The sequence below is a fragment of the Ruegeria sp. AF2 genome, assembly GCF_056542025.1.
Window position 1 is genome coordinate 1 of sequence record NZ_JBQFZC010000006.1, and the last position, 14,072, is coordinate 14,072.

General features: G+C 58.4%; 10 protein-coding genes. 7 read left to right on the forward strand and 3 right to left on the reverse strand.

Annotated features, from left to right (window positions below):
- Positions 1-1,140, forward strand: a 1,140-nt coding sequence (locus ACR0NM_RS16890) for a COG4223 family protein (protein ID WP_480615805.1), incomplete at its 5' end; no start/stop codon positions are given.
- Between the two features lie 10 nt (positions 1,141-1,150).
- Positions 1,151-2,662, forward strand: coding sequence for a heme biosynthesis HemY N-terminal domain-containing protein (locus ACR0NM_RS16895; RefSeq protein ID WP_480615807.1), 1,512 nt, complete (start codon positions 1,151-1,153; stop codon positions 2,660-2,662).
- A 127-nt stretch (positions 2,663-2,789) separates the two neighbouring features.
- On the opposite strand, the gene ACR0NM_RS16900 is transcribed toward ACR0NM_RS16895, so the two are convergent.
- From ACR0NM_RS16900 to ACR0NM_RS16910, 3 genes are read right to left on the reverse strand one after another with little or no spacing between them, the layout of a single operon-like run.
- Positions 2,790-3,539, reverse strand: coding sequence for a phosphate/phosphite/phosphonate ABC transporter substrate-binding protein (locus ACR0NM_RS16900; RefSeq protein WP_480615809.1), 750 nt, complete (start codon positions 3,537-3,539; stop codon positions 2,790-2,792).
- Entirely contained in the window at positions 3,536-4,153 is a 618-nt protein-coding gene (locus tag ACR0NM_RS16905; RefSeq protein ID WP_170397932.1) for a response regulator transcription factor, read from the reverse strand. Before ACR0NM_RS16905 ends, ACR0NM_RS16900 begins: the two co-directional genes overlap by 4 nt.
- On the reverse strand, positions 4,150-6,540 hold the full coding sequence (locus tag ACR0NM_RS16910) for an ATP-binding protein (protein ID WP_480615811.1): 2,391 nt from the start codon (positions 6,538-6,540) through the stop codon (positions 4,150-4,152). The genes ACR0NM_RS16905 and ACR0NM_RS16910 overlap by 4 nt, the downstream gene beginning before the upstream one ends.
- 242 nt (positions 6,541-6,782) lie before the next feature.
- Between ACR0NM_RS16910 and ACR0NM_RS16915 the strand changes: the two genes are divergently transcribed.
- The 5 genes from ACR0NM_RS16915 to ACR0NM_RS16935 all read left to right on the forward strand — a co-directional run bounded on the left by ACR0NM_RS16915 (position 6,783) and on the right by ACR0NM_RS16935 (position 14,018).
- The gene (locus tag ACR0NM_RS16915) at positions 6,783-7,745 is read left to right on the forward strand and encodes a TAXI family TRAP transporter solute-binding subunit (RefSeq protein ID WP_170397937.1); all 963 of its coding nucleotides are present in this window, start codon (positions 6,783-6,785) and stop codon (positions 7,743-7,745) included.
- Between the two features lie 107 nt (positions 7,746-7,852).
- Positions 7,853-10,462: a TRAP transporter permease gene (locus tag ACR0NM_RS16920; RefSeq protein ID WP_170397940.1), complete on the forward strand. Its 2,610-nt coding sequence runs from the start codon at positions 7,853-7,855 to the stop codon at positions 10,460-10,462.
- Entirely contained in the window at positions 10,459-10,890 is a 432-nt protein-coding gene (locus ACR0NM_RS16925) for a universal stress protein (RefSeq protein WP_480615813.1), read from the forward strand. The genes ACR0NM_RS16920 and ACR0NM_RS16925 overlap by 4 nt, the downstream gene beginning before the upstream one ends.
- A gap of 84 nt (positions 10,891-10,974) precedes the next feature.
- Complete coding sequence (ggt, locus tag ACR0NM_RS16930; protein WP_480615815.1) at positions 10,975-12,726, forward strand: gamma-glutamyltransferase; 1,752 nt, start codon at positions 10,975-10,977, stop codon at positions 12,724-12,726.
- Between the two features lie 86 nt (positions 12,727-12,812).
- Positions 12,813-14,018: an MFS transporter gene (locus ACR0NM_RS16935; RefSeq protein ID WP_170819076.1), complete on the forward strand. Its 1,206-nt coding sequence runs from the start codon at positions 12,813-12,815 to the stop codon at positions 14,016-14,018.
- Positions 14,019-14,072 lie beyond the last annotated feature (54 nt).

Consider the following 14,072-nt stretch of genomic DNA (forward strand, 5'->3'; position numbering starts at 1 on the left):
GCCGAAGCCGAAGCCGAAGCCGAAGCCGAAGCCGAAGCCGAAGCCGAAGCCGAAGCCGAAGCCGAAGCCGAAGCCGAAGCCGAAGCCGAAGCCGAAGCCGAAGCCGAAGCCGAAGCCCTGAACAGGGCCGAGCCGACCGAAGAGAAGGTGATCGAACGCACCGTTGAAAAGCGCGGCGGGTTTGTTCCGGCGCTGCTGGGCGGCGTTGTTGCGGCTGGAATTGGGTTTGCCGTGGGCAGCGGCGGGTATTTGTCCAGTGGGGCAGAAAGCTCGGACGCAATTGCCGCGCTTGAAAAGAAGCTGTCGGAACAATCCGATCAGATTGCCCAACTGACAAAATCTCTTGCTGATGGCCCCGATGTCTCGGGCCTTTCGGATCAGATCAAGGCTTTGTCAGACAAGCTATCGCCGGTCGAAAGCGATCTGAGCTCCGTAAAGACCAGCGTTGATGGTCTGACCGGGAAGGTCGACCCGTTGGAGGAACGCCTGAGCGCGCTTGAGAAGCAACCGCTTGAGGCAAATGTCTCGCCCGAGGCGACGGCAGCCTTTGAGGCCGAGTTGAAGAAACTGCAGGATTCTCTGGCCGCACAGCGTAGCGAAGTGGAAAAGATGGTTTCCGATGCGCAGGCGCTTGAAGCCAAAGCCTCGGCCGAGGCCCGCGCTGCAACCAACGCGGCCATCCTGTCTCGTCTGCATGGCCAGTTGGACGCCGGTCAGCCTTATGAAGATCTGGTCTCGGAACTGAAGGCCGGTGGGGTCGACGTGCCGGATACCCTGGCCTCCTCCGCGAAGGACGGGGTCGAGACGCTTTCAGCCCTGCGCAGCGCATTTGCCCCCGCAGCACGCACGGCGCTGGCGGATGCGCGTGATGCCGACAAAGGCACCGGGTTGATGGCCTTCCTGCAGCGTCAGACGGGCGCGCGGTCGGTGACGCCGCAAGAGGGGGATGACCCCGATGCGATCCTGTCGCGCGCGCAGGCGGCCTTGGCGGATGGAGACGTCGCAAAGGCGTTGACCGAACTGAAAGCATTACCAGAGGCGGCGCAGACTGCATTGGCGGATTGGGAGCAGGCGGCGCAGACGCGGGTCTCTACCGTCGAGGCCGCAAACACGCTTGCTTCAAGCCTGAACTCGAACTGAAGGACCTGCCATGCTGTGGTCATTGTTAAAGATCCTTGTTTTTGTTGCGATTATCGGCCTGCTGGCCATGGGCGCCGGGTTTCTTATGGAATCATCAGGCGGCGTACAGATCACCGTCGCCGGCACCGAATACACGCTGGGGCCGCTGCAATCGGTGATCGCGCTGGGCGTGTTGGTGTTTGCGGTCTGGCTGTTCTTCAAACTTCTGACGCTGCTGATTGCGACGCTGAAATTCCTCAACGGTGATGAGACCGCCTTGTCGCGCTACTTTGATCGCAGCCGTGAACAGCGCGGATATCAGGCGCTGGCCGACGGGTTGATGGCGCTTGCCTCGGGTGAAGGGCGCGTTGCCATGACCAAGGCCAGCAAGGCCGAAAAGCTGCTGAACAAGCCCGAGCTTACCAATTTGCTGGTGGCACAAGCGGCCGAGATGACCGGTGATACCAAGAAAGCGTCCGAGACCTACAAGAAGCTGGTCACCAACAATGCCACGCGTTTTGTTGGCGTGCGCGGGATCATGAAACAAAAGCTGGCCGAGGGCGACGATGAAACCGCACGCAAACTGGCTGAGAAGGCGTTGGCTCTGAAACCCCGGCACGAAGAGACACAGGATGTGCTGCTGAACCTGCAGACCAAGGCGCAGGATTGGGCCGGTGCGCGGTCCACGCTGACGTCAAAGCTCAAGGCCGGATATTTGCCGCGCGATGTGTTCAAACGGCGTGATGCGGTCCTGGCCTTGTCCGAGGCCAAGGTGCTGCTGGATAACACGGCGACGGTCGAACAACAGGAACACGCGATTGAGGCAAACCGCCTTTCACCCGATCTTGTCCCAGCAGCCGCCATGGCCGCGCGCGCCTATATCGAAAAGGGCAAACCGCGTGCAGCCACCAAGATTCTGAAAAAGGCGTGGGAAGTACAGCCTCACCCCGATCTGGCCCATGCCTTTGCCGAGATTGTGCCAGACGAAACACCTGAACAGCGGATCAAGCGGTTCACCGCTTTGACCCGCATTCATTCAGATAATATGGAAACACGCCTGATTTTGGCCGAGCTGAACATCGTAGCCGAAGACTTCCCCGAAGCGCGACGCGCGCTGGGTGATGTTGTCGAAAAGCAGGGGGATGCACGGGCCTACACGCTGATGGCTGCGATTGAACGGGGCGAGGGCGCCTCGGACGCGGTGGTTCAGGGTTGGCTGGCCAAGGCGTTGAACGCACCGCGCGGGCCGCAATGGGTCTGCACCAATTGCCACGACATTCAGCCTGAATGGGGACCGGTGTGCCAGAACTGCGGCAGCTTCGATACGCTCAGTTGGCAGACGCCTCAGACGCCCGAGATTGCTAGTGTGACGGGTGTGCACATGCTGCCTCTGATCGTTGGCGCGCTTGAGGATCAATCAGAGGCTGAAGAGGCAGAGGAACCTGAAGAAAGTGCTGAAGAGTCACTTGAAGAGCCGGTCGAAGAGGACATGATCGAGGGAAAGGTCGAGCCGGTCACGGAGGAAGTCGCGCGACAGACCTAACGCGCGGTCTCGGCGTTGAAAGCGTCGTTCCGTAGCTTAAACAGCCCGGCCCACCGATTTTGATCAAGGGCGACCAAAGCCATTATGTGCTATCGGCTGTCGTCGGCGACACCGGCACACAAGACGACTAAACCGATCCCGGCGGGTTTTGCACGTCCAGATAACGTTCGGCCGGAATCCTCACGAGACCTTTGATCCCCAAGGCAGTACGATCCGCATCATCCAACTGCGCAATTGCCCGTTCAACCGCTGTAAAAATCGCTTGCTGATCGTTACCCTCCGCAGTGATCAATGGCAGGCTAGGCGTCGGGTCCGTCCACTCTAACACCCGCAGAGATGCGGCAAACTCTTCATACTCAGCCATCAATCGCCAAGAAACCGCATCAAGGGCGGCGATATCTGCGTGACCTTCCGCAACGGACTGCGCCGACTTCAGGTGACCTTCGGTTTGCACACGGTGTTTGAACCAGAAGCCATGCGGCTCAAGATGCCAATAAGGCGCGGCGTAGCCAGATTGCGAAAATGTCTGGTTGTAAGCGAACACCGCTTCCCGAAACGCCATCAGATTTGTGCGTGGATCATCGGCGCGCACGACCAGAGCACTGCGGTAATAGCCGGGCGGGCACCCGTCTAGACCATAGTCTGGCGTGCCAACCAACGCGACCTTATCGTGTAGCCATGTCCGGTACGGCATGCCGCAAGTCTGGCTCAGCACCAGTTCCGGGTGCTGCCAGACCGAGAATTCCTCGACGTCCTGCGACAGATGCTCAGGGCTCTCGATCCCGGCGCGGTTCAGATTGTCACGGATGAGGTTCCAGTATCGCAGATGTGCCTCATCAAGCTGAGGGCGGGCATACATCATCAGGCTTGCGATCATTGCATCTGCCCGAACAGTTCATACAGCTCTATCGTGGTTTTCACGCCGACCTTTTGCTGTATGCGCCCGCGATGAATTTCTACCGTGCGGGGGCTGATACCCAAGGCGGTTGCGATCTCTTTGCTCGACGTGCGCGCGGGGTGGGTCAGAATATGTTGCAAGACCTGCTCCTCGCGGTCGGTCAAAAGTCTGCGCTTATCCGCAAGCATCTGACGTCGCGATTTCTCGGCGCGCAGCCGGTCGCCTATTTCAAACGCGGCCTGTATCCGTTCGATCAGCACCTGCAGGTCAAAGGGTTTTTCCAGAAAATCAATTGCACCCGCCTTGGTGGCCCGCACGGATTCCGGAATGCCGCCATGACCCGAGATGAAAATGACCGGTATGGTCGACTCGCGCCGGTTCAGATGTTCCTGCAATTCCAGCCCGTCCATCCCGGGCATGCCATAGTCCAGGATCAGGCAACCTTTTGCGTCCTCATGCACCTGATTCAGAAATGTCTGCGCATCGGCAAAATGCTCGACCCTTAGTCCGCGTTTGCTGAGCGAGCGTGATAAGGCGACGCGCACATCTTCATCGTCATCGACGATATAGACGACCAGCGGCTCAAAGGTCATGCGTGATCCTCCTTGGGCTGATCGCGGCGCTGCAGGGTGAAACAGAAGCGCGCCCCGGACGTCTCAGTAGGCTCGTACCAAATGGCTCCGTCATTGGCTTTGACGATGGTCCGACAAATGGACAGGCCCAGCCCCATCCCGTCGGTCTTCTGGGTGTCAAACGAGTTGAACAAGGTGACACCATCGCTAATCCCGGGCCCGTTATCCTCAACCCGCACCTCGACCAGTTCATCGCTGGTCTTTGTAGTGATGGTGATTTTACCCTTGCCATCCGGATCGAGGGCCAGTGCATCGATTGCGTTGCGCAACAGGTTAACCAGTACCTGCGCGATCTGTGTCCGGTTTCCGACGACAAGAGGAAGGTCGGTTTCTTCATAAAGCAGCTTGATCTCGTGTAACTTCGCCTCGGCGTCCATCAGGCTGACGGTTTGCCGGATCAGCCCGTTCAGTTCAAACGGAGTCTGACGTCCGCGATCCTTACGCACCACATCACGCAGGGCGCGGATGATGTCGCCCGCACGGCGCGACTGGCGGTCGATATCCGAAAGGATTTCTATAACCTCAGGATCGGGATCGCCGATTTCATCCAGCGTGATCTTCGCGGCGTCGACATTATAGGAAATCGCGCTTAGCGGTTGGTTCAGCTCATGCGCCAGCCCCGAGGCCATCTCGCCCATCAGGTTGACCCGTGCCACATGGGACAGATCGCGGCTGAGGCGGCTTACTTCATCCTCGGCCTGCTTTCGATCGCTGACGTTGTCGATAATGGCAACCGCATGATCAGGGGTACCGCTTTCATCGCGGATGAGGATGGCATTGACCCGCAACCAGATGGGGGATCCGTCTTTTCGGATAAACTGGTTTTCGGCGATGAACTCGGAATCCTGCAGCAGGGTTTCGCGAAACTTGACTGCGATCTGCTGTTCATCTTCCGGCAGGATGTCGGCCAGCGTCATCTTCTCCAATTCATCCGGCTGATATCCCATGATATCGCACAGCTGTTCGTTGGTCCGCAGAAAACGCCCCGTTTCGGGTGAGATCTGCGCCATCCCGCGCGAGGCCAGATCGAAGGTGCGGCCATAGGCGGTTTCGAACCGTTGCCGTTGTCGAACTTCCTGTGTCAGAGCCGCGCCGGTATCTTCCAGCTCGCGATAGGGGCTGTGCAGGCCTTCTTCGGTGGTGATCTCTCCGCTGCGCAATTGCTGGCTCTGGCTGGCAAAGGTGCGCACAGGGGCATAGATCCGGTCGGCCATGGCCAAACCAATTGCGCCGGTCAGAATGGCAATGGCAAGCGCGATCCAGACGCCTTGCGTCCGGTTCTTCTTGATCTCGCCAATAAAGTTGTCCTCGGCCGCATAAAGCCCGATCAACCAACGCAGCCCCGGCTCGGACACCTCGATCAGCATCGCCACATAGTCCTGACCGTTCAGCTGGAAATCGGTATGAACCGGTCCTTCCGTGTCGCTCAGACCGGTTTGCACGACATCTCCGAACGCCTTTTGTGCGATGGGGTCTGCGATTTGGTCCACACGCGTCAGCTCGGGCGCTTCCATATGTGCTTCCTGCCGGATCAGCACCAGCGTTGGATGCGCCAGCACCGCGCCATTTTCGTTCAGAACCAGCGCGGCACCGCGTCGTTCCGACCAGATGTCCAGCAGGAATCCCGACAGGGCGTCGATCTGGATATCGACACCCAAAATGGCACGGATAGCTCCGGTATCGTCCAATATGGGGACACTATAAGTGATCCCCGGCTGGCGCGTGGTGAAGAAGATATAAGGCTCTGTCCAGATCGGTGCTTTGGCTTCGGTCACCATTCTGAACCAAGGCCGGGTGCGCGCCTCATAGGTGTCAGTCTGGGTAGTGGCCGTTTCCAGCAATGTGAACTGATCGTTGCGCCATTGGAAATCGGCGGGATGTTCCGCGGTGCCGGGCAGGAATGGCGGAACGAACTTGGTGCGATAACGTCCGGGCTCTTCCGCGCGCATGACGTAGACAAACCTGCCCGTCGCATCGGCCAGATACATCCCTGCGAGTTGAGGCGCGACCTGTAGCTGCTGAAAAAAATGGCTTTCCAATACGCCAGGATCGCTGATATCCAGTACGTCATTTTCAGCAAGTCGCCGAGTTGCATCCAAGGCCTGCCGGGCGGGGTTCAGAAAACTTTTGACTTGGCCGATGACATTGACACTGACTTCGTTCAGTGATGTTCGGGATTGCCGCAACAGCGCGTTCTCCGAGCTGACAAAGGTCGACAGGATTACCGAAAGGATGGCGATGAACTGCAGCCCACCCAAACACAGCGCAAGCGTGGCGCGCAGCGATCTTCGCCTGCGGGCTGGCTCAGTGTGGTCCTGGCGTATTTCTTGTTGCCCTGCGTAGTTCAATTCTTGTCCAAACGACCTTCTGCACGGGTCGGTATCACAGTCACAGAATGTGATCAGTTACCCTCTTTCCCCTATATCTGAATCCAAGCCTATACGTAATCTACCGTATAGACACCTGCTGTTTGGTTTCGCTTTCCTCTTTATCATCGGGGGGCCTGATTCCAGTGCGATTTTTTCTGTTGTGTTCTGAAAGGTTTCAGGCACCCCACAGATCAAAAAAGACTGACAACAGGAGTGTCAAAGTGTTCAAGAAAACCTCAATCACCGCATTTGCCGCGGCGGCCCTGATGGCACCAGCGGCATATGCTGAAGAATTTATCACGATCGGAACTGGCGGCGTTACGGGTGTCTATTACCCGACGGGTGGCGCGATCTGCCGTCTGGTCAACAAGGGCCGGAAAGAGCACGGGGTCCGGTGTTCGGTGGAGTCGACTGGGGGGTCGGTTTACAACATCAACACCATTCGCGAAGGCGAGCTTGAGTTTGGGGTGGCACAGTCGGACTGGCAGTACCACGCATTCAACGGCAGCTCGAAATTCGAAGAAGCCGGCCCGTTTGAGAACCTGCGTGCCGTGTTCTCGGTACACCCAGAGCCGTTCACGGTTGTGGCGCGTGCCGACGCGGGTATCTCGAATTTCGAAGACCTGAAGGGTAAGCGCGTCAACATCGGCAACCCCGGTTCCGGTCAGCGCGGCACCATGGAAGTGCTGCTGGGCGAAATGGGTTGGACCACCGATGATTTCGAACTGGCGACCGAGCTGAAAGCGGCTGAACAATCCGCTGCTCTGTGTGACAACCAGATCGATGCGATGGTTTACACCGTGGGTCACCCTTCGGGTTCGATCCAGGAAGCAACCACCGCCTGTGACTCGGTTCTGGTGAACGTCAGCGGCGACGCGGTTGACAAGCTGGTTGGTGACAACTCCTTCTACCGTACCGCAACCATCCCAGGTGGCATGTACCGCGGTTCGGATGGTGACACCTCGACATTTGGTGTTGGTGCAACCTTCGTGACTTCGGCTGACGTGTCGGAAGACGCGGTTTATGCGGTTGTCAGCTCGGTCTTCGAGAACTTCGATGACTTCAAAAAGCTGCACCCGGCATTTGCCAACCTGAAACCAGAAGAGATGATTGCGGACGGCCTGTCGGCACCGCTGCATCCGGGCGCTGAGAAGTACTACAAAGAAAAAGGCTGGATTCAGTAACCAGACCTGACACGGGGCGCCTTTCGGGGCGCCCCGATTCATATCCGGGCTAAACCGGAGACAAGACGGCCGCAAAAACCAAGGCCGAAGGACAGGGAGATACCAACATGAGTTCCGACACACAGGGCAATCGCCCTCTTTCCGAAGAAGAGCTTCAGGAACTGGTTGCCTCATCAGACGCAGGCGCGCGTGATCCGGCGGGTAATGTCGGGCTGTTTCTGGCGATCGTTGCGGTCTTGTGGTCGGTGTTTCAGGTCGTTCTGGCCTCTCCCCTATCGAATTATCTGCTGCCGGGCAGTGTAGTGAACAACTCACGCCAGATTCATCTGGCCTTTGCGATGTTCCTGGCCTTTTCGGCCTATCCGGCGCTGAAATCCAGCCCGCGGAACTACATCCCGATTCAGGATTGGATCATGGGGATCGTGGGCGCATTTCTGGCCCTCTATGGTTATTTCTTCTACCAAAAGATCGTCGATGCGGGCGGTCTCGCAGACGATACGGACAAGTGGTTTGCCCTTGTTGGCCTGCTGCTGTTGTTCGAGGCCGCGCGTCGCGCGCTTGGCCCGGCAATGGCGATCATCGCCACGATCTTTCTGGCCTACGTCTTCTTTGGTTCCTCCGAGTGGGTGCCCGAGGTGATCCGCTGGAAAGGTGCCAGCCTGCAAAAGGCGATGAGCCATATGTGGATCACGTCCGAAGGCGTCTTTGGCATCGCGCTGGGCGTTTCAACCAAGTTCGTCTTCCTCTTCGTGCTGTTCGGCGCGCTTTTGGATAAGGCGGGCGCGGGCAATTACTTCATCAAGATGGCCTTTGGCGCGCTGGGGCACCTGCGCGGTGGCCCGGCCAAAGCGGCTGTTGTTGGTTCTGCGGCGACCGGCCTGATCTCGGGCTCGTCCATTGCGAACGTTGTCACGACCGGCACCTTCACTATCCCACTGATGAAGCGTGTGGGCTTTTCCAGCGAACAAGCGGGCTCGGTTGAGGTCGCCTCATCCGTGAACGGCCAGATCATGCCACCGGTGATGGGCGCTGCTGCCTTCCTGATGGTGGAATATGTGGGCATCTCATACGTTGAGGTGATCACCCACGCCTTCCTGCCTGCTGCGATTTCCTACATCGCGCTGGTCTACATTGTGCATCTTGAAGCGGTGAAGCGGAACATGCCGACGCTGGGCGACCGCGTCGTTTCGATGGGGCGCACAATCGGTGGAATGGCGCTGTTCTTCGTGGGCTTTGCCGGGCTGTGCTATGGCATCCAGTACCCGATCAAAGCGATTGTCGCGCTCATGCCCGATGCGTCGGGTCTGGTCCTGTCGGCGCTGATCGTTTTGGCCTATCTGATCCTGCTTTGGCTGGCTTCCGGAGTAGAGGACTTGGTGCCTGACGATCCTAATGCCAAAGAGGTTGAACTGCCGGTAATTGCCGAAATCTACAAGGCCGGTCTGCATTACCTGCTACCGATCATCGTGTTGGTCTATTTCCTGATGATCGAACAGAAATCACCGGGCCTATCAGCCTTCTGGGCGACTTCGCTGTTGTTCGTGATCCTGCTGACGCAGAAACCGCTCAAGTCGATCTTCCGGGGTGAAAGTGACACAGCGAATGCCTTCAAGGCCGGTGTCGTCGACCTGTGGAACGGGCTGATCGACGGCGCGCGCAACATGATTGGTATCGCGCTGGCCACCGCCACTGCGGGTGTGATCGTGGGCACCGTGACGCTGACCGGCGTGGGCCAAGTGATGGCCGATCTGGTCGAGTTCCTGTCAGGCGGTAACCTGATCGCCATGCTGGCGTTGGTGGGTCTGCTCAGCCTGATCCTCGGGATGGGATTGCCGACCACGGCGAACTATATCGTGGTCAGCTCGCTGATGGCGGGTGTGGTCGTGGAATTGGGCGCGCAGGATGGGCTGATCGTGCCGCTGATCGCGGTGCACCTGTTCGTGTTCTACTTCGGTATCATGGCTGATGTGACACCGCCGGTTGGTCTGGCGAGCTTTGCCGCCGCCGCCGTTTCGGGCGGGGACGCGATCAAGACGGGCTTTACCGCCTTCTTCTACAGCTTGCGCACCGTGGCACTGCCTTTCGTGTTCATCTTCAACACTGACCTGTTGCTGATCGATGTGGGCTGGGTACAGGGAATCTTGGTGGCCGTCTCTGCGACCATCGCGATCCTGATCTTCACTGCCGGCACCATGGGCTGGTTCCTGACCAAGAACCGCATCTATGAAAGCGTGGCGCTGATTCTGATCGCCTTTGCGCTGTTCCGTCCGGATTTCTTCATGAACCGCATCGCACCGCCCTTTGCGCAGATCGAACCGGCACAGCTGACGCAGGCCGTGGGTGAGGCCGCACCGGGCAGCACCATGCGGATCGAGGTTGCAGGTCCTGACTTTGACACCGGCAATATGACCGAAACCACTGTGGTTCTGGACATTCCGGAAGGGGCCGACGGCACAGCGCGTGTCGACGCCCTAGGGCTGATGACGCTGGAAGAGGATGGCCTGGTCAAGCTCGACGAGCCGATGTTCGGTACGCCGGTCGCGGATGAGCTGGACATGTTCGACTATTATGCTGACGATGCCGTTCGCATCACCAGCATTCAGGCCCCGCAAAGCCAGCCCGCGAAAGAGCTGATCTTTATCCCGGCGCTGATCCTGTTGGGTCTTGTCGCCTTCCTCCAGCGCGGCCGTGCCGCAAAACAGGGAGAACCCGCATGACCAAAGCTATTCTGTGCGCCGTGGATATCAGCAATGGCGATCTTGATGTTGCTGTCCTAGAACGCGCCGCAGCGCTGGCCGAAATGGATGGCGCGCGGCTGGATGTCGTGACCGTGACACCCGACTATGGCGAAGGTTTCGTCAGCAGTTTTTTTGAGCCCCACCACCACGAAAAGGTGATTGAAGAGGCTCATGAAAAGCTGGTCGCCCTCTGCGCCGCCACGCTGGGGGAAGAGCGCAACGCCAAAGTCCGTCATGTGGTGGCAACTGGCAGCGCCTATCAGGAGATCCTCAAAACCGCGGAAGGCGCGGGCTCGGACTTGATCGTGATCGGCGCGCATAAGCCTGACTTGAAAGACTATTTGCTTGGTCCGAATGCGGCGCGGGTCGTGAGGCATTCGCACACGTCAGTATATGTTGTGCGGTAAATCGATCGGATTTAAGCTGAGAATCTGCCATTTGAAGTTTGTTACTCAGTAGCCAATCTCGCAGATCCTTACCGGGAGATTTCTATGATGAAGACATTCATGAAAACCGGCGCCGTTCTGGCGTTGGGTGTTGTCGCTTGCGCGGCCAATGCGCAGGACCCTGCGCCGGAATATGGCTATGGTTGGGAGGACAAAAACTCGGTGACTGGCACCGAGTTCATGGTCTCGGCCGCCAATCCCATTGCTGCCAAAGCCGGATATGATGTGCTGGCCGCAGGTGGCACAGCCGCAGATGCGATGATTGCCGTGCAGCTGATGCTCAATCTGGTTGAACCGCAATCATCGGGCATCGGCGGTGGTGCGTTCATGCTGTATTGGGATGCGTCGGCTAAAACTCTGACCACCTTTGATGCGCGTGAAAAAGCCCCTGCGAAAGCCACGCCTGAACGGTTTCTGTTACCGGACGGTGAAAAGATGCCGTGGCCCGAAGCTGTTGTAGGCGGACAATCTGTTGGCGTTCCGGGCATTCTGCGCCTGATGGAAGTGACCCATAACCTCTATGGCAAGAAAGACTGGGCCTCGCTGTTCCAGTCTACCATCGATCAGGCCGAGCAGGGGTTTGAGGTTTCGCCCCGCATGGCAAACTCGATCCAAAGCACGATTGAACGTGAGCGCTCAGTCGGTGTGTTCCCGGCGGGCAAAGCGTATTTCTTCAACGAAGATGACACGCCGCTGCAGGCTGGAACCTTACTACGGAACCCCGAGTTTGCCGAAACCCTGCGCATTCTGGCCGATCAGGGTGCAGGCGCCTTCTATAGCGGCCCCATCGCCGAAGATATCGTGGCGGCAGTGGATGCCACATCCAAGGTGGAAAACAACATCACGCTTGAAGATCTGGCCGACTACCGCGTCAAAATCCGCCCCGCCGTCTGCGCCGATTATCGCGGCTACGATGTCTGCGGAATGGGTCCGCCAACCTCCGGCGGCCTGACCGTGGGCCAGATTCTGGGGATCCTCAGCAACTTCGACCTCGAAGGCACCGGTTGGAACGCCGAGATGGCGCATCTCTATGCCGAGGCCGCCAAGCTGGCCTATGCCGACCGCGCGCTTTACATGGCCGACGGCGATTTTATCGATGTACCGGTCAAGGGTCTGCTGGACGCGGACTATCTAAAGCTGCGCTCGGAGATGATCGACCCTGCTGCAGCCAGCGAGAAGCGTCAGGCAGGTGAGCCGCCACGTGATCACACCGCCCTGTTTGCGCCCTCGCAAAACCCGGGTCGTCCCGGCACCAGCCATATCGTGATCCGAGATCAGTACGGCAACGCGCTGTCGATGACGACCACTATTGAGACCGCCTTTGGCAGCCGGGTTTTTGTGCGGGGTTTCCTGCTGAACAACGAACTCACCGATTTCGACCGCGCACCAAAGGATGGCGACCGTCTGGTGGCCAACCGCGTTGAGGGTGGCAAACGCCCGCGCAGCTCGATGTCACCAACCATCGTGATGAAGGATGGTGAGCCCTATCTGCTGATCGGCTCACCCGGTGGTAGCCGCATCATCAACTATGTGGCCAAAACGATCATTGCGATCCTGGATTGGGAAATGGACCCGCAGGATGCCATCGAAACCGGGCATTTCGTGCATCGCAACGGGTCTGCGATGGATCTGGAGCAGGGAACATCCGCTGCTGAATTCGCTGATGCTCTGACAGCCAAGGGGCATGAGGTGAAAGAAGTCGATCTCAACAGCGGGTTGCATGCCATCCTGATCAAGGACGGGCAGTTGATCGGCGCTGCTGATCCTCGTCGCGAAGGCGTGGCATTGGGCCAATAAACATGAACTGGAAAAGGGCTGCTGGACAATTGTACCACACAGCCCTTTTCTCTTGCTTTAACAGCGTACTCGTCCGATAGGGCGGTATGTTCAAAAGCCGCGCAATAACCTTCATTCTGATCACACTGATGATTGATGCCATCGGTATCGGCATCGTGTTCCCGATCATGCCCGACCTGATGGATCGCGTCGGTGCGGGCAACACCGGACAAGGAGCTTTTTGGGGTGGGCTGCTGATGGCCGCCTATGCCGGGGCGCTGTTCCTGTGCGGACCCATTGTCGGCAGCATTTCGGATGCGGTTGGCCGCAGGCCGATCCTGATCGCAGCGCTGACCATGTTGGCGCTGGATTATGTGATCATGGCGCTGGCCGAAACATTCTGGCTGCTTCTCCTGGGGCGAACGCTCGCGGGGCTTGCGGGGGCGACCTATATCACCGCAACGGCTTACATTGCTGACATATCATCACCGACCGAGAAGGCGGCGAATTTCGGTCTGATCGGGGCGGCCTTCGGGATTGGGTTTGTGCTTGGCCCGGCCATCGGCGGCATCGCTGCCGGGATCAGCATTACTGCGCCGTTCTGGATTGCTGCGGTCTTGTCCGCCGCCAACGCCCTGTTCGGAGTCTTCGTCCTGCCCGAGAGCCTGAAACCAGAAAAACGCCGCCCCTTTGGCAAGCGCGACCTGAACCCGTTCAAATCGATCTTTGACTCCTTCCGCTTTCCGGGGCTGGCAGTGCCGCTGCTGTGCATTTTCATCTTTGAATTTGCCAACATGGTCTACCCCACCCTCTGGGCCTTCTGGATACGAGAGGTGTTTGGCTGGTCCACGCTGTATATCGGCCTGTCGCTGGCCGCATACGGCGTGCTGTTGGCCTTCGTCCAAGCCGGACTGATGCCGGTCTTCATTCGCTGGATCGGCGATTACCGAACCCTGCTGCTGGGGATGGTATCGGCATTGGTCGGAATGATCGGCTTTGGGTTTACCGTAACGGTTACGGCCCTTGTCATCTTTATTCTGCTTGCCGCGCTGTCCGACCTCGTGCCTGCCTTGATCACGGCTATGGCCTCGAACCAGGCGGACGAAGACCGGCAGGGCGTGGTGCAGGGAGTCATCGCGTCACTGTCTTCTGTCGCTGCGGTTCTGTCGCCTTTGGTGATGACCGGCATCTTTCAGGCGTCGGTCGATGGCGAAGGCACTTATCTGCCCGGCGCACCGTTCTTTTTCTCGGCGGCTCTGGTCTTGGTGATGATGCCGTTGGTGTTCCGTCTGCGCGGGCACGCATCGGTCTGAAACGAAAAACGCACCCGCAGCGGACTGCGAGTGCGTTGAATTTTCAAGGCACGA

Bases quoted from the DNA above. Each gene is read 5' to 3' on its own strand.
- ACR0NM_RS16895 (WP_480615807.1), top strand. From the start codon at position 1,151: ATGCTGTGGTCATTGTTAAAGATCCTTGTTTTTGTTGCGATTATCGGC.
- ACR0NM_RS16905 (WP_170397932.1), bottom strand. From the start codon at position 4,153: ATGACCTTTGAGCCGCTGGTCGTCTATATCGTCGATGACGATGAAGAT.
- ACR0NM_RS16935 (WP_170819076.1), top strand. From the start codon at position 12,813: ATGTTCAAAAGCCGCGCAATAACCTTCATTCTGATCACACTGATGATT.
- ACR0NM_RS16925 (WP_480615813.1), top strand. From the start codon at position 10,459: ATGACCAAAGCTATTCTGTGCGCCGTGGATATCAGCAATGGCGATCTT.
- ACR0NM_RS16900 (WP_480615809.1), bottom strand. From the start codon at position 3,539: ATGATCGCAAGCCTGATGATGTATGCCCGCCCTCAGCTTGATGAGGCA.
- ggt (WP_480615815.1), top strand. From the start codon at position 10,975: ATGATGAAGACATTCATGAAAACCGGCGCCGTTCTGGCGTTGGGTGTT.
- ACR0NM_RS16920 (WP_170397940.1), top strand. From the start codon at position 7,853: ATGAGTTCCGACACACAGGGCAATCGCCCTCTTTCCGAAGAAGAGCTT.